23 protein-coding genes, 1 pseudogene and 1 other annotated feature are annotated in these 24,214 nt (G+C 53.1%); of the genes and pseudogenes, 8 read left to right on the plus strand and 16 right to left on the minus strand.

From position 1 onward, the window contains the following. Positions 1-54: 54 nt before the first annotated feature. Positions 55-1,515 (minus strand): cardiolipin synthase, encoded by a 1,461-nt coding sequence (gene cls, locus J1779_RS14290; RefSeq protein ID WP_056780773.1) that lies wholly within the window; start codon positions 1,513-1,515, stop codon positions 55-57. Between the two features lie 280 nt (positions 1,516-1,795). Between cls and J1779_RS14295 the strand changes: the two genes are divergently transcribed. Continuing rightward, positions 1,796-1,978: a YciY family protein gene (locus tag J1779_RS14295; RefSeq protein WP_056780770.1), complete on the plus strand. Its 183-nt coding sequence runs from the start codon at positions 1,796-1,798 to the stop codon at positions 1,976-1,978. On the opposite strand, the gene J1779_RS14300 is transcribed toward J1779_RS14295, so the two are convergent. Continuing rightward, complete coding sequence (locus J1779_RS14300; RefSeq protein WP_338019865.1) at positions 1,979-2,170, minus strand: YnfU family zinc-binding protein; 192 nt, start codon at positions 2,168-2,170, stop codon at positions 1,979-1,981. An 83-nt stretch (positions 2,171-2,253) separates the two neighbouring features. Beyond that, entirely contained in the window at positions 2,254-2,550 is a 297-nt protein-coding gene (locus tag J1779_RS14305) for a YciI family protein (RefSeq protein ID WP_056780765.1), read from the minus strand. A 213-nt stretch (positions 2,551-2,763) separates the two neighbouring features. Here J1779_RS14305 and J1779_RS14310 point away from each other — a divergent pair, with 213 nt between their 5' ends. Next, positions 2,764-3,495: an energy transducer TonB gene (locus tag J1779_RS14310; protein ID WP_122095516.1), complete on the plus strand. Its 732-nt coding sequence runs from the start codon at positions 2,764-2,766 to the stop codon at positions 3,493-3,495. An 80-nt stretch (positions 3,496-3,575) separates the two neighbouring features. Here J1779_RS14310 and yciA read toward each other — a convergent pair whose 3' ends face one another. The 4 genes from yciA to J1779_RS14330 all read right to left on the minus strand — a co-directional run bounded on the left by yciA (position 3,576) and on the right by J1779_RS14330 (position 5,970). Then, the gene (yciA, locus tag J1779_RS14315; protein WP_056780758.1) at positions 3,576-4,016 is read right to left on the minus strand and encodes an acyl-CoA thioester hydrolase YciA; all 441 of its coding nucleotides are present in this window, start codon (positions 4,014-4,016) and stop codon (positions 3,576-3,578) included. A 74-nt stretch (positions 4,017-4,090) separates the two neighbouring features. Then, positions 4,091-4,630 carry a septation protein A gene (locus J1779_RS14320; RefSeq protein ID WP_056780754.1) on the minus strand — a complete coding sequence of 180 codons (540 nt, stop codon included), beginning with the start codon at positions 4,628-4,630 and terminating at the stop codon, positions 4,091-4,093. A gap of 99 nt (positions 4,631-4,729) precedes the next feature. Beyond that, positions 4,730-5,482: a YciC family protein gene (locus tag J1779_RS14325; RefSeq protein WP_056780752.1), complete on the minus strand. Its 753-nt coding sequence runs from the start codon at positions 5,480-5,482 to the stop codon at positions 4,730-4,732. A 122-nt stretch (positions 5,483-5,604) separates the two neighbouring features. Then, on the minus strand, positions 5,605-5,970 hold the full coding sequence (locus J1779_RS14330; RefSeq protein WP_136375055.1) for a YkgJ family cysteine cluster protein: 366 nt from the start codon (positions 5,968-5,970) through the stop codon (positions 5,605-5,607). A 291-nt stretch (positions 5,971-6,261) separates the two neighbouring features. On the opposite strand from J1779_RS14330, the gene ompW reads away from it, so the two are divergent. Beyond that, positions 6,262-6,894, plus strand: coding sequence for an outer membrane protein OmpW (ompW, locus tag J1779_RS14335; protein WP_217204060.1), 633 nt, complete (start codon positions 6,262-6,264; stop codon positions 6,892-6,894). Positions 6,895-6,961: 67 nt separating this feature from the next. On the opposite strand, the gene J1779_RS14340 is transcribed toward ompW, so the two are convergent. The 6 genes and pseudogenes from J1779_RS14340 to J1779_RS14370 all read right to left on the minus strand — a co-directional run bounded on the left by J1779_RS14340 (position 6,962) and on the right by J1779_RS14370 (position 14,095). Continuing rightward, positions 6,962-7,276 (minus strand): BON domain-containing protein, encoded by a 315-nt coding sequence (locus J1779_RS14340; RefSeq protein ID WP_056780743.1) that lies wholly within the window; start codon positions 7,274-7,276, stop codon positions 6,962-6,964. Positions 7,277-7,518: 242 nt separating this feature from the next. Beyond that, the gene (trpA, locus tag J1779_RS14345) at positions 7,519-8,325 is read right to left on the minus strand and encodes a tryptophan synthase subunit alpha (protein ID WP_136375053.1); all 807 of its coding nucleotides are present in this window, start codon (positions 8,323-8,325) and stop codon (positions 7,519-7,521) included. Further along, complete coding sequence (gene trpB, locus J1779_RS14350; RefSeq protein WP_183848127.1) at positions 8,325-9,518, minus strand: tryptophan synthase subunit beta; 1,194 nt, start codon at positions 9,516-9,518, stop codon at positions 8,325-8,327. Before trpB ends, trpA begins: the two co-directional genes overlap by 1 nt. Before the next feature lie 41 nt (positions 9,519-9,559). Next, complete coding sequence (gene trpCF / locus J1779_RS14355) at positions 9,560-10,924, minus strand: bifunctional indole-3-glycerol-phosphate synthase TrpC/phosphoribosylanthranilate isomerase TrpF (protein ID WP_217204061.1); 1,365 nt, start codon at positions 10,922-10,924, stop codon at positions 9,560-9,562. 3 nt (positions 10,925-10,927) lie between these two features. Further along, positions 10,928-12,531, minus strand: a pseudogene (gene trpD / locus J1779_RS25550) (bifunctional anthranilate synthase glutamate amidotransferase component TrpG/anthranilate phosphoribosyltransferase TrpD). 1 nt (position 12,532) lies between these two features. Next, entirely contained in the window at positions 12,533-14,095 is a 1,563-nt protein-coding gene (locus J1779_RS14370) for an anthranilate synthase component 1 (RefSeq protein WP_122095511.1), read from the minus strand. Positions 14,096-14,137: 42 nt separating this feature from the next. Continuing rightward, positions 14,138-14,240: a sequence feature (Trp leader region), on the minus strand. 327 nt (positions 14,241-14,567) lie between these two features. Here J1779_RS14370 and rnm point away from each other — a divergent pair. The 3 genes from rnm (at position 14,568) to rluB (ending at position 17,769) form a co-directional block, all read left to right on the plus strand. Continuing rightward, entirely contained in the window at positions 14,568-15,491 is a 924-nt protein-coding gene (gene rnm / locus J1779_RS14375; RefSeq protein ID WP_056780715.1) for an RNase RNM, read from the plus strand. Between the two features lie 37 nt (positions 15,492-15,528). Continuing rightward, entirely contained in the window at positions 15,529-16,149 is a 621-nt protein-coding gene (locus J1779_RS14380) for an L-threonylcarbamoyladenylate synthase (protein ID WP_056780712.1), read from the plus strand. A 729-nt stretch (positions 16,150-16,878) separates the two neighbouring features. Continuing rightward, positions 16,879-17,769 (plus strand): 23S rRNA pseudouridine(2605) synthase RluB, encoded by an 891-nt coding sequence (gene rluB, locus J1779_RS14385; protein ID WP_183848129.1) that lies wholly within the window; start codon positions 16,879-16,881, stop codon positions 17,767-17,769. A 97-nt stretch (positions 17,770-17,866) separates the two neighbouring features. Here the strand turns inward: rluB and cobO are convergent, their stop codons facing one another. After that, positions 17,867-18,457 carry a cob(I)yrinic acid a,c-diamide adenosyltransferase gene (gene cobO, locus J1779_RS14390; RefSeq protein WP_217204064.1) on the minus strand — a complete coding sequence of 197 codons (591 nt, stop codon included), beginning with the start codon at positions 18,455-18,457 and terminating at the stop codon, positions 17,867-17,869. A gap of 38 nt (positions 18,458-18,495) precedes the next feature. Further along, positions 18,496-19,257: a YciK family oxidoreductase gene (locus J1779_RS14395; protein WP_056780701.1), complete on the minus strand. Its 762-nt coding sequence runs from the start codon at positions 19,255-19,257 to the stop codon at positions 18,496-18,498. 358 nt (positions 19,258-19,615) lie between these two features. Here J1779_RS14395 and sohB point away from each other — a divergent pair, with 358 nt between their 5' ends. Then, positions 19,616-20,659, plus strand: a complete 1,044-nt coding sequence (gene sohB, locus J1779_RS14400) for a protease SohB (protein ID WP_056780698.1) — start codon at positions 19,616-19,618, stop codon at positions 20,657-20,659. A gap of 92 nt (positions 20,660-20,751) precedes the next feature. On the opposite strand, the gene J1779_RS14405 is transcribed toward sohB, so the two are convergent. Then, entirely contained in the window at positions 20,752-21,003 is a 252-nt protein-coding gene (locus J1779_RS14405) for a YciN family protein (protein WP_056780695.1), read from the minus strand. Between the two features lie 461 nt (positions 21,004-21,464). On the opposite strand from J1779_RS14405, the gene topA reads away from it, so the two are divergent. Continuing rightward, positions 21,465-24,062 carry a type I DNA topoisomerase gene (topA, locus tag J1779_RS14410; protein WP_122095507.1) on the plus strand — a complete coding sequence of 866 codons (2,598 nt, stop codon included), beginning with the start codon at positions 21,465-21,467 and terminating at the stop codon, positions 24,060-24,062. Positions 24,063-24,214 lie beyond the last annotated feature (152 nt).

Raw genomic sequence — 24,214 nt, forward strand, 5'->3', positions numbered from 1 at the left:
TCAGGCATCAAAAAAGCCGGTACTGCGTCTATTACACCACGCCCAATCCGGCATTTACAGCAGCGGACTGAAAAAGTAGAACAAACGCTCGACGATACGGTGCCAGAAAGGCCGTTTGAGCCAGGCTTCGACATCCAGCAGGTGCGAACGGGCAATATAATCGTCCTGAACACGGCCAAGATCATCACCAAATCCGGCGTCATCGATCACCAGCGTTATCTCGAAATTCAGCCACAGGCTGCGCATATCCAGATTCACCGTACCCACCAGACTCAGCTGCCCATCAACAAGAATACTTTTGGTATGCAGCAGACCGTCTTCGAACTGGTAAATTTTGACACCGGCTTCCAGTAATTCTCCGAAGAACGCTTTGCTTGCCCAATCCACCATCATTGAATCGTTTTTCATTGGCAGAATGATACTGACGTCCACCCCGCGCTGGGCGGCGGTACAAATCGCATGCAGCAGATCATCGCTTGGCACCAGATACGGTGTGGTCATCACCAGTTGTTCGCGGGCGGAATAGGTCGCGGTCAGCAACGCCTGGTGGATCATATCTTCCGGGAAACCCGGCCCGGAGGCGATAACCTGAATAGTATGGCCACTTTCCTGCTCGAACGGCATCTGGTTGAGATCCGGTTCGGGCGGCAAAATGCGTTTACCGGTTTCAATCTCCCAGTCACAGGAGTAGACGATGCCCATGGTGGTGGCGACCGGGCCTTCCATGCGCGCCATCAGATCAACCCACTGGCCGACACCGGCATCCTGTTTGAAGAAGCGGGGATCGACCATGTTCATGCTGCCGGTATAAGCCACATAGTTATCAATCAGCACTACTTTGCGGTGCTGACGCAAATCCATACGGCGCAGGAACACACGGAAAAGATTAACCTGCAACGCTTCGACCACTTCGATACCGGCATTACGCATCATTGCCGGATACGGGCTGCGGAAGAAGGCCACGCTGCCCGCAGAGTCCAGCATCAGGCGGCAATGAATACCGCGACGTGACGCCGCCATCAGCGATTCTGCGACCTGATCCACCAGCCCGCCGGGCTGCCAGATATAGAAAACCATCTCAATATTGCTGCGTGCCAGTTCGATGTCGCGCATCATCGCCTTGAGGACGTCATCGCTGGTGGTCAGCAGTTGCAGCTGATTCCCTTTGACACCCGCAATGCCCTGACGACGCTCGCACAGCTGGAATAATGACGCGGCGATTTCGCTGTTTTCGGTCGCGAAAATTCGCTGGCACTCTTTCAAATCGTTCAGCCAGCGAGCCGTGGAAGGCCACATCGCTTTCGCCCGCTCGGCGCGGCGTTTACCCAGATGCAATTCACCAAACGACAGATAGGCAATAATTCCGACCAGAGGAATGATGTAAATGATCAGCAGCCACGCCATGGCAGAAGGCACCGCGCGGCGTTTCATTAAAATGCGTAACGTCACGCCGGCTATCAGTAACCAGTAACCAAAAACCAGAAATCCGCTGATTACCGTATAAAAAGTTGTCATAAAGACGAAAAATCCTGTTCGAAAGCCATGGGCATAAGTGTACGTGTTTGGGGAGTTCTTTTAACCAAATTTTTCCCACCAATCAATCAGCTACCTCTTAAAGCAACCCGGCGATAAGAAAATCATCAGGGTGCTGACTTCAAGGTTAGCTGATTACGGTCAACAAGGTGAGAAACAAGACTTGGATAACACGATCATCGGCCTATAATGTCCCGGCTAAATTCTTCCGTTCTTATTCTTTCATGATTGAACAGTGACGGCCACCACGGGACACAGGTGTATGAAACGCAGTAAAAATGAAGTCGGTCGCTGGCGCATGTTACGCCAGACTCAGCGCCGGAGAAGCCGCTGGCTGGAAGGTCAGTCGAGACGCTATCGTCACATCTACCGTATTCGTCAAATCCACCATCAACAACATCAACGCCTGTCATTGTATGCCGTGAACTACGAATGGGGTTCATGATTAGCGGGATTTAGGCTGAAAAAGCGCGCCACATTTTTTACAGACCAGCGTGGAGTTTTTGCGAACTTTGGTGCTGATTTGTTCAGCAACATAACCGCATTCCGGGCAGGTAACCTTCGTGGTTTTACTGGTTAGAAACTTCAGTCCGTCGAAGAATGACATAATGCTTACCTCATGGGCAGGGGTGTACATCCTAACACAGAAGCCATGAAAGCATTGTGACGGGTTTCGGGGTTATTGCGTCACGAAGGTTGCGTTCGTGACGCTCTCCGGCCTTAGAAAACGCGTTTGAACGGTTTTACTGTGACGGATTTATACACGCCAGCCGCGACATACGGATCGGCATCAGCCCAGACCTTTGCCTCTTCCAGCGTTTCAAACTCAATCACTACCAGCGAGCCGGTCATGCCAGCGGTACCCGGATCTTCGCTGTCAATGGCCGGTGTCGGGCCGGCAATCACTACGCGTCCCTGGTCATGTAATGCTTTCAGACGTTCAATGTGTGCAGGGCGGGCCGCTGCGCGTTTTTCCAGTGAATCGGAAACATCTTCAGAATAGATAACGTAAAGCATGAGCCACCTTTAATTTGATTTTAATAAGCATTCTGTCCGGGTTCAGTGCGCGCAGAGTGATGTGCAGAATTAACATAGCTAAACCTGAAGCCGGATGAAAGTGCTTTGCGCGGGATCAAGGCAGAGGTTATTTGAGAATAGTTGTCATCTCGGTGTTGAATATGATTGCTATTTACATTTAAACTTGCGGCTTCACGGGGAAAAAGAATCATTATGCCGCTAAAAAAGTTTAGGTTTATTCGCAAGGTTTCTTTGCCGGTGGCACTTTCCGTCGGCTTACATGCTGCAGTTATTGCCGCTGTGCTTTATGTCACGGTGAGTGACGCGCTCAAGCTGCCAGTGCAGGAACAGAAAGTCATGAGTGTGACGATGGTCAATCCTGCTGACTTTGCGCCACCACCGCCGCCGCCTCAGGCAGAACCGACACCGCCGGAACCTGAACCAGAGCCGGAAGTGGTTCCAGAGCCACCGCCTCCGCCGGAAGCCGTGGTGATCCCGGAGCCCCCAAAACCTAAGCCGAAACCGGTTAAAAAACCGGTGGTGAAGCCGAAGGTAAAACCCGTTGAGCGTCCGGTAGAAAAGCCGACACAAACGGTTCAGACGGCACCGGTGACCAGCAACCAGCCCGTGACCAAGCCGGCCAACCAGCCGCCAGCGTCAAGTAATACGCAAAGTTCCAGCGGTCCGCGTCCTCTTGAACGTGGCAAACCGTTCTATCCGGCGCGTGCTTTAGCGTTACGCATCGATGGCCGTGTCCGTGTTCAGTTTGATGTAGACAGTGACGGTCGCGTGGAGAATGTGCGTATTCTCTCAGCTGAACCTCGCAATATGTTTGAACGCGAAGTGAAGCAGGCGATGCGTAAGTGGCGCTATGAACCGAAGGCTGCCAGTAACCTGGTGGTTAATCTGGTATTCAAAGTGGAAGGTGGTTCGTCCGTCGAGTAAGCCACGCTTTCAGTAGCGCATAAAAAAGGTCGCCCTTTAACAGGCGACCTTTTTTGTTTCTAAAGCATGACGGCGTTTTATTAATCCTGCGACACACCGTCAGAATCAACGCTGAAATTACTGCGGCCGTCTGGCAGCTGGCGCGATTTGCCTTCTTCATCCACGGCAACATACGTGAAGACCGCTTCAGTGGCTCTGTAACGCTGCCCGATGGGCTCGGAGGAGACTTTCTTAACCCAGACTTCCACATTGATGGTGATGGAGCTGTTGCCGGTGCGGATGCAGCGTGCGTAGCAACATACAACATCTCCCACAGCGACAGGTTTGAGGAACGTCATGCCGTCCACTCGCACTGTCACCACACGACCTTTGGCGATCTCCTTGGCCTGAATCGCACCCCCCATATCCATCTGCGACATTAACCAGCCGCCAAATATATCGCCATTCGCATTGGTATCCGCGGGCATTGCCAGCGTACGCAGCACCATTTCACCATTAGGTAAGCTATGTTTTTCGTTCATAGAGAGTGGCTTCACACAGTTCAATGACTTCAAAAATTAAGGCCTTTCAGAGAAAGGCCCAGACAGGAGAACACTTATTTTTTTTCTTCATCCGGCATATGCCGGTAAATATACACCCCGCTCAGCAGGGTAAATACCAGCGTCAGGACCGTCAGGCCGAACACTTTAAAGTTAACCCAGATATTTTGCGGTAACCAGAATGCGACGTAAATATTCGCCAGACCGCAGAGCAGGAAAAAGATCGCCCAGCTGACATTCAGTTTATTCCACACGTGATCGGGTAATGTCAGTTCTTTGCCCAGCATCCGCTGAATCAGCGGTTTTTTCAGCACCAGCTGGCTTATCAGCAGTGCGCCGGAGAACAGCACGTAAATCACGGTCACTTTCCATTTAATGAATTCATCATTATGGAAAACCAGCGTCAGGGTGCCGAACACGGCAACCATGGCAAAGGTGATTAATGTCATTTTTTCAATTTTACGGTACACCACCCAGGTGATGACCAGCGCCAGCGCCGTGGCAGCGATTAACGCGCCTGATGCGACGAAAATGTCGTAAAGCTTATAAACCACAAAAAAGACAATCAGGGGAAGAAAATCGAGGAGCTGCTTCATACTTCATTCCATGTTTTATGTATGGGATGACTATACCGGAATCATTTCGCGGACAAAAGAAAAGGGCGCCTGAGCGCCCTTTAAAAAGAGTTGTAAATATTACACGCGTAATTTTGTGTAAAGACGGAACAGATAAATCAGCAATAAGGCAGAAACCAGATTGCTCAGCGCGCTCAGAATCACCGCGGCAACGTCAGGAGACAGCATCGCCAGGCGGCTCACCACCAGCAACAGCACCATTTTTGCTGCCAGCCAGAACATGATCGCCGGAACCACTAAGCGCAGGTTCGCGAACGCCAGTTTGCTGCTCACTTTTACGGATTTAAACACGCCGAGTTTTTCATTAACGCACAGCACCGGAGACAGGGACGTCGCCACCGCCAGCACAATGCCCGGAACGACGAACAATGTCAGACCCAGTTGTACCAGCAGCGTACAAATCAGCATCAGACCGAACAGGCGAGGCATAATCGGTGCCGCAGCGCCAAGTGCCCGCAGCGCGCTGGTCCGCATTCCGCCGGAAACCTGCTGAAGCAGAACTAACATTCCGCCAACCAGTAACACATTGCCGATCAGCGCAGAAAAAGTGGCCGCTGCAGAAACCTGAAGCAACACTTTCTGCTGGTCAGGCGACATGCTTTGAACCAGCTCCTGAATACTCATGCCGGTGTTACTCAGCAAATCGTCGCTGCCTGCACTGAGCACGCTAAGCTGGTCGCTGCCAGGCATGAAAATCTGGTTCAAGATGACGGTAATTAATGCGGTCAGCACGCAGAGCAGCAAAATGCTACCCAACTGATTACGCATAAAATTAAAACTGTCACGGTACAACGTACTGGCCGTGATAGGCATGAACGCTCCTTGGCAAAAAGCAAAAAACAATAAGACGGCGATTGTAACCTTTAAATGGTTATCGCCGATAGTTTTGCGCTGACTTCCTGTCATTTTGCATGATGATTTGCTGCCTGAAGCCATCAGCTAACAAAATCAGGTAACGGTAAATTCACTTCCAGCGGGGGCAGGCCGTAATGCGCACGGGCGCGGTCACAGGCGGAGTTACTCACGTCATTCAAACCCGACTGATCGAATTCGCGGCAGGGTGAGGGGCGGTTAAGGTAAATGGAACAGGAAACAGACTGACCCACTTCACCTTCCAGAGCGATACAGCGCGGTGACTTACTGCCAGTGCCCTGCATACAACTCAAAAAGGGAGTGACTTGCTCTGTCAGCGCCTGCGGAACGCGTCCGCCAGCCTCTTCAGATTCAGCCCAATAAAAGGATACCCGGAAATACGCACAGCATGCGCCACAGGTCATACAGGGATTGTTCATTTCGCTCATTTTGGAAAGCGGCAGACTCCTTTACTGCACCAAACCAAAATCCACAGAACTGTCCAAACTACGCAGTGCCTTTTTTTTAAGCAACAGATATTCGCTGCATTTGTGAACTCAACAAATTCCCTCGTTTTTGATGTAGATCAATTCCTTTGTTTTTATAGATTTAGATCGGTTTGCGAAAGATGCAATTTGTGAAAATTTGTTTTAAAGATGTGATCCCGCGTAGATCAAACCATGCCACAGAGTGGGTATCATTCGCGCGGTGAATACTAATCCATACAAAGGGAAGGGATAATGAAAGCAGCATATTGGGCACTCGTCGCGGCAGCGGCATTTCCGGCGGTTGCGAACGCACATCAGGCAGGGGATGTGATTTTTCGCGTAGGAACAGCCACGGTTCGTCCGACCGAAGGATCAGACAATGTACTTGGACTGGGTTCTTTTGATATCAATAACAATACGCAGATGGGCATGACACTCGGCTATATGTTTACCGATAACATCGGCGTCGAGTTACTGGCCGCCACGCCGTTCCAGCATAAAGTCGGGCTGAAAAGCACCGGCACCATCGCGGAAGTGAAACAGTTGCCGCCGTCTCTGATGGCGCAGTACTACTTCGGAGATAAGCTGGATAAACTGCGTCCGTACCTCGGTGTGGGTATCAACTACACCACCTTTTACGACACAAATTTCAACCAGACTGGCCGCGATGCGGGATTGTCAGACCTGAGCGTAAAAGACTCCTGGGGCGTGGCTACGCAGGCCGGTGTTGACTACAACCTCGATGAGAACTGGCTGATCAACATGTCTGTCTGGTGGATGGATATTGATACGGAAGTGAAATTCAAAGCCGGTGGCGAGCAGCAAAACATCAACACCCGGATTGACCCGTGGGTCTTTATGTTTGGCGTCGGCTACCGTTTCTGATCGACGATACAGGCATAAAAAAGAGGCGCTCAGGCGCCTCTTTCACGTTTATTTCCGGCAAGCCTGATTACTTCAGACGCATGTCGTTCTCAATTGAACGAACACCGGCCACGCCGCGCGTCACTTCTACCGCACGGTTAGCATCAGCGGTTGACGTCACAAAGCCACTCAGCTGTACGCGACCTTTAAAGGTTTCGACGCTGATTTCACGCGATGCGATAGTTTTATCTGCCAGCAAGGCTGATTTCACTTTCGTCGTCACCACGGTGTCATCGATATACCCGCCGGTTCCTTCTGATTTTTTTGTTGGCGCACAGGCGGCAACAGCCATTACCACAACGGCTGCCATGCAGAACGCAGACAAGGTCTTGAATAGCTTCATAAATAACTCTCCATGCTTTGTTATAAAACCAAAAGAAACGATCAGTACACATAAGACCTGAACTCACGCAAGCGATGCGGTCAGAGCCCGTATAATCATAGGCTTGGTGAGTGATTTTAGTTTGGTTTATTCATGGGGTTTATACAAATAAATAGGCAACTATTTAAGTGCAGAAAAATCGCAAAGAGGTGAAAAGAGACAGAACGCGAGTGTTTTAACCCCTCACGTTCTGTTTATACCGGTTATGCGCGGGTGGCGGCTTTCATTTCACTGACGAAACGGGAAAGCTGAGCCAGCATTTCGGAAGGCTGGTGCAGATTGTTTTCGATAATACGCACGGTCGCAGAACCGGAAATAGCCCCTGCTGCGCCTGCGGCCAGGGTTTCTTTGACCTGCGCAGGTTCGGAAATACCGAAGCCCTGCAGAGGTGGCGCGGCGTTATATTCACGCAACTTATCGACCAGATGATTCAGAGGCGTCAGCGCACGCTTTTCAGTGCCGGTCACGCCAGCGCGAGAGAGCAAATACGTGTAGCCGCGGCCGTGCGAGGAGATCTCGCGCAGCAAATCGTCTGACGCATTAGGCGGACAGATAAAGATGGGGGCGATACCGTGACGCAGCGCGGCTGCACGGAATGGCGCTGACTCTTCAAACGGCACATCAGCCACCAGCACAGAATCGACGCCCACTTCAGCGCAACGCTGATAGAAGGTTTCAATGCCGTTATGGAAAACCAGATTAGCGTACATCAGCAGGCCAATGGGGATGTCCGGGTGTTTTTCGCGAATGCGTGCCAGCATATTGAAGCACTGCGTCGGTGACACACCGGCAGCAAAGGCACGCAGGTTAGCATTCTGGATAACAGGGCCGTCGGCCAGCGGATCGGAGAACGGGATGCCCAGTTCCAGCGCATCGGCACCGGCTTCAATCAGCGTATCAATGATTGACAGTGACAGCTCAACGCCCGGGTCACCAAGCGTAACGAAAGGAACAAACGCGCCTTCTTTTTTGCTTTCCAGACGCGCGAATAATTGCTGATAACGTTCCATTAAATTTCTCCCCGGGCAGTCAGGATGTCATGTACGGTGAAAATATCTTTGTCACCGCGACCCGACAGGTTCACCACCAGAATTTGTTCTTTCTCCGGTGTTTCTTTGATCATTTTCAGTGCATGTGCCAGCGCATGTGAGGATTCCAGTGCCGGAATAATCCCTTCATGGCGGGACAAAGCTTTAAAGGCTTCCAGCGCTTCGTCATCGGTGATCGAGACATATTCCGCACGGCCAATGCTGTTGAGATGCGCATGCTGCGGGCCGACGGACGGGAAATCCAGACCGGCGGAGATAGAATAGGACTCTTCGATCTGGCCTTCTGACGTCTGCATCATGGGCGCTTTCATACCAAAATAAATACCCACGTGGCCGTGTTTGAGCGGCGCGCCGTGCTGCCCGGTTTCAATGCCCAGGCCGCCCGGTTCAACACCAATCAGCTTCACGCTGGTGTCGTCGATGAAATCAGCAAACATCCCGATGGCATTGGAACCGCCGCCGACACAGGCGATCACCGCATCCGGCAGGCAGCCTTCGCGTTCCTGCATTTGTGCTTTGGTTTCTTCGCCGATCATGCGCTGGAATTCACGCACGATGGTCGGATACGGATGCGGACCTGCCGCGGTGCCGAGCATGTAGTGAGCGGTTTCATAGCTGCCAGACCAGTCGCGCAGCGCCTCGTTACAGGCATCTTTCAGCGTGGAGGAGCCGCTGTGCACCGGGATCACTTCCGCACCCATCAGACGCATACGGAACACGTTCGGGGACTGACGCTCGATGTCTTTGGCGCCCATATAAATGCGGCATTTCAGGCCGAGCAGGGCACAGGCCAGTGCTGACGCCACGCCATGCTGACCGGCGCCGGTTTCAGCGATGATCTCCGTTTTGCCCATGCGTTTCGCCAGCAATGCCTGACCCAACACCTGGTTCGTTTTGTGCGCACCGCCGTGCAGTAAATCTTCGCGCTTGAGGTACAGCTTGGTTTTAGTGCCGGCTGTCAGGTTTTTACACAGCGTCAGCGCCGTCGGGCGGCCTGCGTAGTTTTTCAGTAAATCAATGAATTCAGCCTGAAACTCAGGGTCGCGCTGTGCGCTGACAAAAGCTTCTTCCAGCTGCGCCAGCGCAGGCATCAGAATTTGCGGCACATACTGGCCGCCAAATTCGCCAAAGTAGGGATTAAGTAAAGTCATGATATTCCGTCCTGTCTGTCAATTTTTGCGTCATTGCGTGCGGCTTAATACGCCCGCAATGTCTGGAATACGGCGGTGATTTTTTCGGCATCTTTGATGCCCGGCTCGCTTTCAACACCGGAATTGAAATCCAGCCCTGCGCAACCGAGCTGCGCGGCTTCGACGCAATTATCTGCGCTCAGACCACCGGCAAGCAGCACATTGCTCAGATCCTGACCGGCCAGCTTGCTCCAGTCGAAACGATAACCGGTGCCGCCTTTGCCGTTGTCCAGCACGTAGCGGTCAACATTTTTCAGGTCGCGTGACGGGATGCTGTCTTTAACGCTCAGCGCTTTCCAGATCTGAATATTTTCTGGTAACGCCGCGCGCAGTTCATCGATGTATGTCTGGCTTTCCTCGCCGTGAAGCTGCACGGCGGCCAGGTTCAGTGTCTGAGCCGTTTCAGCCACGTTGCTGACCGGTTCATCACGGAATACGCCGACATATTTCAGCGGTGCGCCGTTCTGCACTTCTTTCGCCAGCGTGTGTGTCACAAAACGCGGTGACCCTTCGACGAAAATCAACCCGCCGTAAATGGCACCGGCTTCATGCGCGGCCCGGGCGTCCTGAGCGCGGGTCAGACCGCAGACTTTATTATCACCCAGCAGCACACGGCGTACCGCGCTGTTCAGGTTCTGTTCAGACATCAGCGCGCTGCCAATCAGGAAACCATTGGCGAAGCGGCTCAGCTCACGAATTTGCCCATAGGTGTTGATCCCCGATTCGCTGATGACGGTGACGCCGTGCGGTACACGCGGGGCCAGCTCGCGGGTGCGGTTGAGATCGATAGACAAATCGCGCAGATCACGGTTATTGATGCCGACCACTTTGGCTTTCAATTGCACCGCGCGATCCAGTTCTTCTTCATTACTGGCTTCCGTCAGCACGCCCATATTCAGGCTGTGGGCGACGGCGGCAAGCTGAACGTACTGATCATCATCCAGAACTGACAGCATCAGCAGAATCGCATCGGCCTGATAGAAACGGGCCAGATGGATCTGATACGGGTCGATAATGAAATCTTTGCACAGCACCGGCTGCGTGGCGGTTTTGCTGACCAGAGGCAGGAAATCAAAGCTGCCCTGGAAGTATTTTTCGTCGGTTAATACGGAAATAGCGGAGGCGTAGTCTTTATACACGCTGGCGATTTCTACCGGATCAAAGTTTTCACGGATCTTCCCTTTCGACGGAGAGGCTTGTTTGCACTCCAGAATAAAGGCCGTTCTTGCGCCTTGCAGGGCATGGTAGAAACTGCGCTGGCTCTGAGTTATTTCATTCTGAAAGCTGGCCAGCGGTTGTTGTTCTTTACGCGCCGCGACCCAAATTTCTTTGTCGCGAACAATCTTGTGGAGCACGGTTTCCTGCTGCATCACTTATCCTCTTGCTGCCAATGCCAACACGCGCTGGTAGGGTTCACCACTGCGCATGACGGCCAATGCCTGTTGTGCGTTTTGTTTTAAATCTTCCTGACCGAAAAGGCGCAGCAGCATCGCCACATTGACGGCTACCGCGGCTTCATGGGCCGGATCACCTTTACCTTGTAATAAGCGTGCCAGAATGTCACGGTTTTCTTCCGGTTCGCCGCCGAGCAGGGATTCAATCGGGTAATTGTCCAGACCGAAGTCCTGCGGCGTGACCTCGTAGGTGGTAATTTTGCCGTCTTTGAGCTCGGCCACCTGCGTGGCTGCGTGGATAGCGACTTCATCCATGCCTGCGCCGTGAACCACCGCCGCACGCTCGTAACCCAGTGCCCGCAGCGTTTCTGCAATCGGCAACACCAGTTCCGGGCTGTAAACGCCTATCAGCGCCAGCGGCGGACGTGCCGGGTTAATCAGCGGGCCTAGCACGTTAAACAGGGTGCGGGTTTTCAGTGATTTGCGCACCGGCATCGCATGGCGAAATCCGGTGTGATACTGCGGCGCAAACAGAAAACACACGTTCAGGTCATCAAGCGCCGCGCGGGATCCTTCCGCCGGCATATCCAGACGAATACCAAACGCGGCCAGTAAATCCGATGAACCGGAACGACTGGATACGCTGCGGTTACCGTGTTTCGCCACACGCGCACCACAGGCAGCCGCAACAAAGGCGCTGGCGGTAGAAATGTTGATGCTGTTCGTGCCATCGCCGCCGGTGCCGACGATATCCGCGAACGGATAATCCGGGCGCGGGAACGGCTCTGCATGCGCCAGCAGCGCCTTTGCCGCACCGGCGATCTCAGCCGGTTGCTCGCCACGCACTTTCATACTGATTAAGGCTGCCGCTAACTGAGCCGGTTCCAGTTCGCCATTGACGATGGCGGTAAATAACTGCTGGCTCTCTTCCTGCGTCATCGGCTGTGCGAGATACAGATTCTCCAGAATGCCGGGAATAGTTTGCGTTTGCATGATCGCTCTCCTTACGCCAAAGCCCAGGCCAGTGTCTGCTCAAGCAGACGGGCGCCCTGTGAAGTTAAAATGGATTCCGGATGGAACTGGAAACCGCATACGCGATCTTCTTCATGACGCACCGCCATCACCATGTCGCCGTAGCGCGCGTTAACGGTCAGCCCGTCGGGGATCTGGCTGCCGACCAGCGAGTGGTAACGCGCCACCGGCAGAGGGTTGTTCATTCCGGCAAACATGCCTTCATTATCATGCGTAATCGAAGACGCTTTGCCGTGCAGAATTTCACCTGCCTGGCCGACAAAACCCCCGTAGGTTTCCACAATCGCCTGATGACCGAGGCAGATGCCGATAATCGGCAACTGACCGCGCAGACGTTTGAGCAATTCAGGCATGCAACCGGCTTCTGACGGGGTGCCAGGTCCGGGAGAGAGCACCAGCACCGGTTTTTCCAGCTGGCTGAGTTTTTCGATAATCACGTCAGCCGGGATCTGATTGCGGTAAATCACCACGTTGTGACCGCTTGAACGCAACTGATCGACCAGGTTGTAAGTAAAGGAATCGACGTTATCGATGAGTAAGATATCGGCCATCTTAAAATACCTCTTTCGCATTGTGGGCAGTGGCGATGGCGCGCAGTACAGCACGGGCTTTATTACGGGTTTCGTCGGCTTCGGCCTGCGGTACGGAATCCAGTACCACGCCGCCGCCAGCCTGCACGGTGGCAATGCCGTCTTCAACGTAAGCAGAGCGGATGACGATGCAGGTATCCAGATCGCCGTGAGCGGTGAAGTAACCCACCGCGCCGCCATAGCTGCCGCGGCGGGTTTGTTCGGAAGCCGAAATCAGCTGCATAGCGCGCACTTTCGGCGCACCGGTCAGCGTGCCCATATTCATTACCGCCTGATAGGCGTGCAGTACGTCGAGATCATGACGCAGCGTGCCGACCACACGGGACACCAGATGCATAACGAAAGAGTAACGGTCCACTTTGGTCAGGTCGGCGACATAACGGCTGCCCGGCTCGCAGATACGTGCCAGATCGTTACGCGCCAAATCCACCAGCATCAGATGTTCGGCCAGCTCTTTGTGGTCGGTACGCATTTCCAGTTCGATGCGGCTGTCGAGATCCAAATCCAGCGAACCGTCGGCACGGCGGCCGCGCGGACGGGTCCCGGCAATCGGGTAAATTTCAATCTGGCGGTTAGTGGCGTCATATTTCAGCGCGCTTTCCGGGGAGGCGCCAAACAGCGTGAAATCGTTGTCCTGCATAAAGAACATGTACGGGCTTGGATTGTTATTTTTCAGCGTTTCATACGCGGCCAGCGGAGCAGGGCAAGGCAGGGAGAAACGGCGCGAAGGCACCACCTGGAAAATCTCACCGGCGCGGATGGCCACTTTCATTTTCTCAACCACAGCACCGAACTCTTCATCACTCTGGTTCACGCTCAGTTGCATTTCCGGCACGTTCTGCTGCGGGATGGCGTGCGGTGGCTGTTGCAACTGATGTTGCAGTTGTTCGAGGCGGGCATGCAGACGCTGTTTCTCATCAGCCGACGGCGTGAACAGGCTGGCCTGCAAACGACAGGTGCGGTTCTGGTGATCGAGCACCAGCAGCGTTTCAGAAAGATAGAAACAGAAATCCGGGCAACGCTGGTCGGAGGTTAATGCAGGTAAATCTTCAAAACCGGCGACCAGATCATAGGCAAACAGCCCGCCGAGGAACATCGCCTCACGCTCCTCAGCCGGAGATTCAACGCAGGTCAGAATGCTGCGTAACGCGTCGAACACTGAACGGGAACGCAAACGCGCATCTTCATCCTGCATCTGATCGATACCAGGGAACGTCAGTTCGCGGCCATTCGGGCGGACGTCATTGCGAATTTCAGCAGGCAGCGCGGCATCAATCAGCGGCAGTAAAGAGGCACCGTTCGGCGTCAGGGCCTGAATGGACACCTGCAAACCCAGCGCGGTGATGCGCAGTGCGCTGTCAACAATCAGCAGGCTCTTCAGGTTTTCTTTACTGGTCACTTCGGAGGACTCAAGCAGCAGGGTCGCAGGACGCGCGCCGCACAGCTGATGAAAAATGGCCGTCGGGTCGCCGCGATAACATCCCTGCGCGGTCAGCAATTCTAAACGTGGTGTTGGAGTTGTCATTTTGCTTCCTGAATTTTTATCAACGTTTTCAAATAAACGGCCATAAAAAAGCCCGCATTAAGCGGGCTTCGGAAATCTTGCAGCGTCTGATGACAGCTATGCGTGATTACTCCGCCCGACAAGGGGAAGTACGCCACCAGCTGAGAACCGCCATCATGTGAATTTTCATCATCAGACACTCTTGTTAGTTTATGAAAGCTATGGTTTTAAAAACTAAGCTTTCTGAATTGGTTTGTCACGACGTTCTTCAGCGAACTGCCTCGTGAACTTGCGTACTAGTAAACTAGTTCACGGATATAAAGTCAACCCTCTTTTCAGCGGATTTCACAACTTTAGTGCGCTCAGATGTTATCGCACCGTAACAGTGCGTAACGGCGAGGTGAAAACATCGGCAAGATAGCCCTAACGTGAGGCGGCCTAACGCGTTATGATATGAACTGCATTCAGAAAAGGTTAAATCCCCGACGTGACGATGACTTTACCCACAACAGTTTCACCCCCGAAAGACGACCAGAACCTCAGCACGGCCTTCACGCTTTACGATCTCCACAGCCATACCACGGCGTCGGACGGCTATTTAACGCCTGAAGCACTGGTCGCGCGGGCGGTTGAAATGCGCGTCGGCGTACTGGCGATCACCGATCACGACAGTACCGAAGGGCTGGCACGTGCGGCGCAGGCGATTGCGCAGCAGCAATTGCCGCTGGTGCTGATTAATGGCGTTGAGATTTCCACTTTGTGGGAAAACCATGAGATCCACATTGTCGGGCTGGGCATTGATCCGCAGCATCCGGCGATGATGAGTTTACTCAGTGCGCAGGCCGGTTTGCGTCAGCAACGCGCGCAGGAAATGGGCAACCGGCTGGCGAAAGCACGCATTGACGGTGCCTGGGAAGGCGCGCTGCGTCTGGCCAATGGCGGAGCCGTCACCCGTGCGCATTTCGCCCGCTATCTGGTGGAATTCGGCGCGGCGGATAACATCGCGCAGGTGTTCAAAAAATTCCTCGCCAAAGGCAAGACCGGCTACGTTCCGCCACAGTGGTGTACAATAGAACAAGCGATTGATGCGATTCATCAGTCAGGCGGGCAGGCCGTCGTCGCCCATCCGGGGCGATATGATCTTTCGACCAAGTGGCTGAAACGCTTACTGGCGTATTTTGCTGAGCAGGGCGGTGATGCGATGGAAGTCGCCCAGTGTCAGCAGGCACCGAATGAGCGTGCGCAGCTGGCAGCCTACGCCCGTGATTATCAGTTACTGGCCTCGCAGGGTTCTGATTTCCATCAGCCCTGTTCGTGGATTGAGCTTGGCCGCAAACTTTGGCTTCCCGCAGGCGTTGAACCGGTATGGCAACACTGGCCGCTTGCGATGACACAGCCTGAAATTGAACCGGTCTGATGCCTGACCGGAAAAGAATAAAGAGTGAGAGGATCCAATGAGTCAATATTTCTATATTCACCCCGAAAATCCACAGCCGCGCCTGATCAGTCAGGCGGTAGAGCTGCTGCGTAAAGGTCAGGTCATTGTCTATCCGACCGATTCCGGTTACGCCCTGGGTTGTCGTCTGGAAGAAAAAAATGCGATGGAGCGGATTTGCCGGATCCGTCAGTTAGACAGCAATCACAATTTCACACTGGTATGCCGCGATTTGTCCGAGCTTTCGACGTATGCCTATGTCGATAACGGCGCTTTCCGCCTGATGAAAAACAACACGCCGGGCAACTACACCTTCATTCTTAAAGCGACCAAAGAAGTGCCGCGCCGTCTGATGAGTGAAAAGCGCAAAACCATCGGTCTGCGGGTGCCCTCCAATCCTATCGCCATCGCCTTGCTCGACGCGCTGGGCGAACCGCTGATGTCCACCACGCTGATGATGCCGGGCAATGATTTTGCGGAATCTGATCCGGAAGACATCAAAGACCAGCTGGGCAAACTGGTGGATCTGGTCATTGATGGCGGTTCCATCGGCCAGCAACCGACTACGGTGATTGATCTGACCGAGTCGGTTCCGGAAGTGGTCCGCGAAGGGGCCGGCGATCCGACGCCTTTCCGCTAAGCATTTACGCGTTACTGGCTAAAAAATAATCACCCTGACAGCCCCCGAAGCATACAAATTGAAGATAATTGTGTATAATGGCGGGCTGACTTTTTGTAAGTCATTGTATTGATAAGTAATGCTGTCTGGCGATGTGTTTTATCTGTGCATGTGTCGAGTGATCCCGTGCAGAAATGAAGTTTCCGCGACAGTCCGCTTATCTCCCAAACTGAATTTTGACGGGCAGGCGATGTTCACATCGTGCTGGCCGCTCCCCCCGACGCCTGTGAAGGCGACAAATGAGGCTGCTCAATGAGCGAGAAGTATAATTCCCAGAAACACTCCAGTGACAGATCCAAACCGGCACGTTCACCAGGTGATAAGCCGAAAAGCGGCAGAAACTCCGGTGCAGCGAAAGCCCGTCCTGAACTGTCACGTGCTGAAAAACGCGGCGAAAAGCCACGTTCAGACAAGCCACGTTCAGACAAGCCACGTAGCGATAAACCTAACAGTGATAAACCCCGCAGCGACAAACCGCGTTCAGACAAACCACGTTCTGATGCCGGTCGCAGCGATTCACGTTCTGATTCCCGCATCGAAAAACCAGGTCGCGGCAAGACGCGTCCTGAAAATCCACGCGGTGAAAAACCTCGTGCGGTGAAACCACGCGCCGGCAAGCCAAAAGCTGAAACGCTGTTTGATGAAACCGGTGACGAAGACGAAGTGAAGTACCAGAAGCCGAAAAATGCGCTGGACAGCACCGAAGGGCAAAGCGAAAAGCTGCAAAAAGTGCTGGCACGTGCGGGCCACGGTTCGCGTCGTGAAGTGGAAGCGATGATCCAGGCCGGGCGCGTCAGCGTCGACGGTAAAATCTCCACGCTCGGCGACCGCGTTGAAGTCACCGGCGGCACAAAAATCCGTCTCGACGGCCACGTGCTGTCAGTGATGGAGTCTCAGGACACCGTGTGCCGCGTACTGGCGTACTACAAGCCGGAAGGCGAGTTATGTACCCGCAGTGATCCTGAAGGCCGTCCGACCGTCTTCGACCGTCTGCCAAAAATGCGCGGTTCGCGCTGGATTGCCGTAGGCCGTCTTGATGTCAACACCTCAGGCTTGCTGCTGTTCACGACCGACGGTGAACTGGCAAACCGCCTGATGCACCCAAGCCGTGAAGTTGAACGTGAGTATGCGGTGCGTGTATTCGGTCAGATTGATGATGAAAAAATCAAACAGCTGAGCCGTGGCGTGCAGCTGGAAGACGGCCCTGCCGCTTTCCGCTCGATCAAATTCCAGGGTGGCGAAGGTCTTAACCAGTGGTACAACGTGACCCTGACCGAAGGCCGTAACCGTGAAGTGCGTCGTCTGTGGGAAGCCGTTGGCGTTCAGGTCAGCCGTCTTATCCGCGTTCGTTACGGTGATTTGAATCTGCCAAAAGGCCTGCCTCGCGGCGGCTATAAAGAGCTGGATCTCCCGGACATCAACTACCTGCGCACGCTGGTAGAAATGAACGAAGAAACCGTCAGCAAAATGCCGGTAGAACGTGACCGCCGCCGTGTGAAAGCCAACCAGATCCGTCGCGCCGTTAAGCGCCACACTCAGGTTGCTCCTGCACGTCGCAGTGCCCCGGCGAAAAGAGGCTAATCGCGACTTAGCGATATTGTTTCGAATCCGCTGAAGAACCGCAGTCACTGACTGCGGTTTTTTTTATCTCCATTCAGGGAACTGACGAATACGCCTGTTACCAGTCGATTCCCTGTTGCGCCATAATACCGGCATCAAAAGCATGTTTCACCGGGCGCAGTTCGCTGACGGTATCGGCCATTTCCAGCAAATCGCGATGGCAGCCCCGGCCGGTGATGATGACTGTCTGATGCGACGGACGCGCATTCAGCGCATCCACCACGTCCTGCAATTCGAGATAGCCGAAACTGACCATGTACGTCAGCTCATCAAGCACCACCAGATCTAACGACGCATCGGCAAGCATCCGCTTTCCGTGCTGCCATACGGCCTGACAGGCCTGCGTATCCGTCTCTTTGTTCTGGGTTTCCCAGGTAAAGCCGGTCGACATCACCTGAAACTCAACACCGTGCGGTTCGAGCAGGTTTTTTTCACCGTTCGGCCATTCTCCTTTGATGAACTGTATGACCGCAGCGCGCATCCCGTGACCGACGGCGCGGGTGACGGTGCCGAAAGCCGCCGTGGTTTTGCCTTTGCCGTTGCCGGTGAAAACAATCAAAATTCCGCGCTGTTCTTTCGCGGCGTCAATGCGTGCATCGACCTGTTCTTTTAACTTTTGCTGGCGCTGCTTGTGGCGATCTTCGGTCATGAAAGGCTCCGTTGTATTTTCAGGGCATTCTGGCACGGCTATTCGGCAGGGCCCGCTTTGCGGCCTGGCTGGGCATCAAAACTCATGCCGGTTTTACGGCGGCTGTCATCACCCATCAGGTACAGATACAGCGGCATAATATCGGCAGGTGTCTTGAGCTTATCCTTATTTTCATCCGGAAACGCCGAGGCACGCATACTGGTGCGCGTGCCGCCGGGGTTGATGCAGTTGACCCGCAGCCCGGTGTGCTTATGTTCTTCCGCCAGCACCTGCATCATCCCTTCAGTGGCAAACTTCGAGACGGCATAGGCGCCCCAGCCGCTGCGGCCTTCGCGCCCCACGCTTGAGGTGGTGAAGACCAGTGAAGAGCTGGCCGATTTCAGCAACAGCGGCAACAGCGCCTGCGTCAGCATGAAGGTGGCGTTCACGTTCACCTGCATCACGTTCATCCAGTCCTGCAAGTCGATGTCTGCCATCGGCGTGATCTCGGTGAGCAGCCCTGCATTGTGCAGAACACCGTCGAGATGCGGTACCCACTGTGCAATCTGATCCGCAACGCGCTGGCAATCCTGCTGGCTGGCAGTGAGCAAATCAAGAGCATAAATGAAAGCAGGGCGCAGATTTCTCGCCGCAATCTCCTGCTGAACGCTGGCCAGTTTACTTTCTGTACGGCCAAGCAAAATCACCTGAGCGCCGAAGCGGGCATAGGTGAGGGCGGCTTCGCGGCCAATGCCGTCGCCTGCGCCGGTCACCAGAATAATGCGGTGATTGAGTAAGTCAGATTTCGGATGATAGTGCACGTTCTGTCCTCATAACGGGTCGGAATGTGGCGGCAAATGGCCGTCGTCACATGCGTCATTTGTAAAATCAAAACGCCGGAAGTGGGAGATACTGCGCTCAACCAGGGTCCGGCATTTCGGCGGAATTAGGGTGTGTTTCAGGTGTGATCACCGGTTATATGCCTGAAATGAACATGAGTTTCAATGATTAACCGAAAAACAGACAGCTCTTTTGTAACAAAATTGGAACAGACGCGCATCCGTATTTACCTCTGGCTGACAATGTCACATTCCCGCAAGACGCCGGTTAAGCTATTGTCTAGAATGTTCAGCATCTTTATTACCACGGTTTTATTTGCACATTGAAAAGGCGGTTTGAGTGGATTTACTTTCTCTTTATGGGTTGTTTTTAGCCAAAGTCGTCACCGTTGTCATTGCCATCGGCGCACTGGTGGTCCTGGTGGTCGGGCTTCGTCAGCGTAAATCTCAGGGTAAAGGTGAGTTACAGCTGACAGACCTGGGTGAACAATATCGCGAGATGCAGCGTGAAATGCGCACTGCAAGGCTTAATCCCGCAGAGCAAAAACTGCGCGGAAAAGAGCTGAAGAAAAAGGATAAAGCAGAAGCCAGACAGAAGAAATTGCAGGCGAAAACCGGCGAGAGCAAACGCAAGCCTTGTCTGTATGTGCTGGATTTCAAAGGCAGTATGGACGCCCATGAAGTGACCTCGCTGCGTGAGGAAATTTCTGCGGTGATGGCCGTCGCCACGCCGGAAGATGAAGTGTTGTTACGTCTGGAAAGTCCCGGCGGTGTGGTCCACGGGTACGGCCTGGCGGCCTCGCAGTTAGTGCGTTTACGCCAGAGCGGCATCCGCCTGACGGTGGCGGTAGACAAAGTGGCGGCCAGCGGCGGTTATATGATGGCCTGCGTTGCCGATCGTATTGTCGCGGCACCTTTTGCGATCATCGGTTCCATCGGCGTGGTTGCGCAAATTCCTAACTTCAACCGCTTGCTGAAAAAGAATGATATCGACATCGAATTGCATACTGCTGGCGAATTCAAACGGACGCTGACCCTGTTGGGGGAAAACACCGAGGAAGGGCGCGAGAAATTCCGTGAAGATCTCAACGAAACGCATGTGCTGTTCAAAGATTTTGTGCACCAGAATCGCCCTTCACTGGACATTGACGCCGTGGCGACCGGTGAGCACTGGTTTGGCACACAGGCGCGTGAAAAAGGGCTGATCGATGCCATCGGAACCAGTGATGATTTGCTGATTGCTGAAATGAAAAACCATGAGGTGATTGCAGTGCGTTACGCACGCCGCAAACGCATGATGGACCGGTTCACCGGCAGCGCGGCAGAAAGTGCCGACCGCCTGTTCCTGCGCTGGTTGCAGCGCAGTCAGAAACCGCTGCTGTAACCGAACATTCAATAATGAAAAGGGGACGAAAGTCCCTTTTTTATCACTGTTTTTTATCGGTAAATCTTCAGACAATCCCGGTTGGTATTCACTTAATTTTCGAGATGGTATTTTTCTGAAAACAGATGTGCCAGATGTTTAAACATATTAAATACAGCCGTTGTTTTTCGGGTGGGTAAACCGTCGTCATCCATGAAGAATTCCCCGCGGAAAACCAGCACATTGCCTTTCTGCTCAACCTCTGTGGCGATCATTCCCTGCATGTAATCTTCATGTTCACGGATAACCTTATTCGCTTCGATCAGTAAAGCTTCACGACTAATTGCCGATGTATTTTCGTGCATGTTATTTACTCCCCACTATAATTTCTGACGATATTGTAATCCTGCTGATGATAAAACCGCAAATCCGCTGGGGTTAATCCTTTAAGTAAGTGCTCATGTTTTGCACAGTCAGGGGAAAAGTTTCACCACTTTATCGAAATGGGGGATTCGGTGTTAATTAGGTTGCGCAGCGATTTTTATCAGGTAGAGTGTGGGATTTTGTGGCTTCAGGTGGAATGTTTTGTTTACGCTTGGTCATTATTTGACGTGAAAACAGGCACAGTCCGCTGAACCCTGTCTGGTTAATCCCTCGCAGAATCAGTGTTTTGAACCTCTGGAAGTCAGATCGCTCGTTCTTTGAAAGAAATGAGTTGACGTTCTGACTCACTGCCGCAATATAAAAAAAGACATGATATTGTGCCGCGGCATAACTAGACAAAAACTTCTTCAGCTGATGAAGAATCATTCAGGTAAAGGTAATTATGGGCAAAGCTCTCGTAATAGTTGAGTCCCCGGCAAAAGCCAAAACGATTAATAAATATTTAGGAAATGACTACGTGGTTAAGTCCAGCGTCGGTCATATTCGTGATTTACCGACCAGTGGATCCGCTGCTAAAAAAACCGCCGTCTCAACCGAAGAAAAGCCAAAGAAAAAAGTAAAAAAGGATGAGAAAACTGCGCTGGTTAATCGCATGGGCGTCGATCCTTATCACGGCTGGGAAGCGCAATACGAAATACTTCCGGGCAAAGAAAAAGTGGTTGCCGAGTTAAAAGCGTTAGCCGAAAAAGCTGACCACATCTATCTCGCAACCGACCTTGACCGCGAAGGAGAGGCGATTGCCTGGCATTTGCGGGAAGTGATTGGCGGTGACGATAAACGTTTCAGCCGCGTGGTCTTTAACGAAATTACCAAGAACGCGATTCAGAACGCTTTTAAAGAACCGGGCGAACTGAATATTGATCGTGTTAATGCCCAGCAGGCGCGTCGTTTCATGGACCGCGTGGTGGGTTACATGGTGTCGCCACTGCTGTGGAAGAAGATTGCCCGCGGTTTATCCGCCGGTCGTGTTCAGTCTGTGGCGGTGCGTCTGGTGGTCGAGCGTGAAAAAGAAATTAAAGCGTTCGTGCCGGAAGAGTATTGGGAATTGCATGCAGATTTGCTGGCGAAGAAAGACACCGCGCTGCAAATGGAAGTCACGCATCATCTCGACAAACCGTTTAAACCGGTTAATAAAGAACAAACTCACGCTGCGGTTTCGCTGCTTGAAAAAGCGCGCTACACGGTTGTCGATCGTGAAGACAAACCGACCAGCAGTAAGCCGGGTGCACCTTTTATTACGTCCACGTTGCAACAGGCTGCCAGCACGCGTCTGAGCTTCGGCGTGAAGAAAACCATGATGATGGCCCAGCGTCTGTATGAAGCCGGTCACATTACCTACATGCGAACCGACTCCACCAACCTGAGTCAGGATGCGGTAGAAATGGTTCGCGGCTACATCGGTGAGAATTTCGGTGATAAATACCTGCCGAAAGCGCCGTTGCAGTACAGCAACAAAGAGAATTCACAGGAAGCGCACGAAGCGATTCGTCCTTCTGACGTGGCCGTGGTGTCTGAACAACTGAAAGACATGGAAGCCGATGCCCAGCGTTTGTACCAGCTGATCTGGCGTCAGTTTGTTGCCTGCCAGATGACACCGGCGCAATACGATTCTTCCACGCTGACGGTGAAAGCGGGCGATTACTCCCTGCGCGCCAAAGGCCGTACTTTGCGTTTCGACGGTTGGACGAAAGTCATGCCAGCGCTGCGTAAAGGCGATGAAGACCGCATTCTGCCTGCTATTGAAGTCGGTACCGACCTCGATCTGCAACAACTGCTGCCTACTCAGCACTTCACCAAACCGCCTGCGCGTTTCAGCGAAGCGTCACTGGTTAAAGAGCTGGAAAAACGTGGCATTGGCCGTCCGTCTACCTATGCGTCGATCATTTCGACCATCCAGGATCGTGGCTATGTTCACGTTGAAAACCGCCGTTTCTACGCCGAGAAAATGGGTGAAATCGTCACAGATCGTCTGGAGCAAAACTTCCGCGAACTGATGAACTATGATTTCACCGCGCGCATGGAAGACGGTCTGGATCAGGTTGCCAACAACAAAGCTGAGTGGAAAGCCGTGCTCGACGAATTCTTCACCGAATTCAGCAAGCAACTGGAAACCGCAGAAAAGGATCCGGAAGAAGGCGGTATGCGCCCGAACCAGATGATCCTGACCAGCATTGAGTGCCCGACCTGTGGCCGCCCGATGGGTATCCGTACCGCCAGCACCGGGGTGTTCCTCGGCTGTTCCGGTTATGCATTGCCGCCGAAAGAACGCTGCAAAACCACCATCAACCTCATCGCGGATGCCGAAGTGCTCAACGTGCTGGAAGGGGATGAGGCAGAGGCCAATGCGCTGCGTGCGAAACGTCGTTGTGGCAAATGTGGCACTGCGATGGACAGCTACCTGATCGACAACCAGCGTAAGCTGCACGTCTGCGGTAACAACCCGGAATGTGACGGTTACGAAATCGAGCAGGGCGAATTCCGCATCAAGGGCTATGACGGCCCGATCGTTGAGTGCGAGAAATGTGGTTCTGAAATGCACCTGAAAATGGGACGTTTCGGCAAGTACATGGGTTGTACCAATGACGAGTGCAAAAACACCCGTAAGATCCTGCGTAACGGTGACGTTGCACCGCCGAAAGAAGATCCGGTTCCGCTGCCTGAGTTGCCGTGTGAGAAATCAGACGCCTACTTCGTTCTGCGTGACGGCGCTGCCGGTGTGTTCCTCGCGGCCAATACTTTCCCGAAATCGCGCGAAACCCGTGCGCCGCTGGTGGAAGAGCTGAAGCGCTTTAAAGATCGCTTGCCAGAGAAACTGAGTTATCTTGCGGACGCGCCCGTCGCTGACCCGGAAGGCAACAAATCGATGGTACGTTTCAGCCGCAAAACTAAGCAGCAGTACGTGTCTTCGGAAAAAGACGGCAAAGCCACTGGCTGGACAGCGTTCTTCGTTGACGGCAAATGGGTGGAAGGCAAAAAGTAATGATTGCCGTTAGCCCGCCTGTCAGGCGATAACTCATTGTTACTCTTTTGTGAAAAACCAGTCCTCCGGGCTGGTTTTTTTATTGCATTCAGATCTATCATCGACAGGTTTCTGACCACTTTCTTCTCAGGCTTATGCTGTCTGCGTTAATC

The organism is Rahnella rivi, assembly GCF_019049655.1.
Taxonomy (GTDB): Bacteria; Pseudomonadota; Gammaproteobacteria; order Enterobacterales; family Enterobacteriaceae; genus Rahnella; species Rahnella rivi.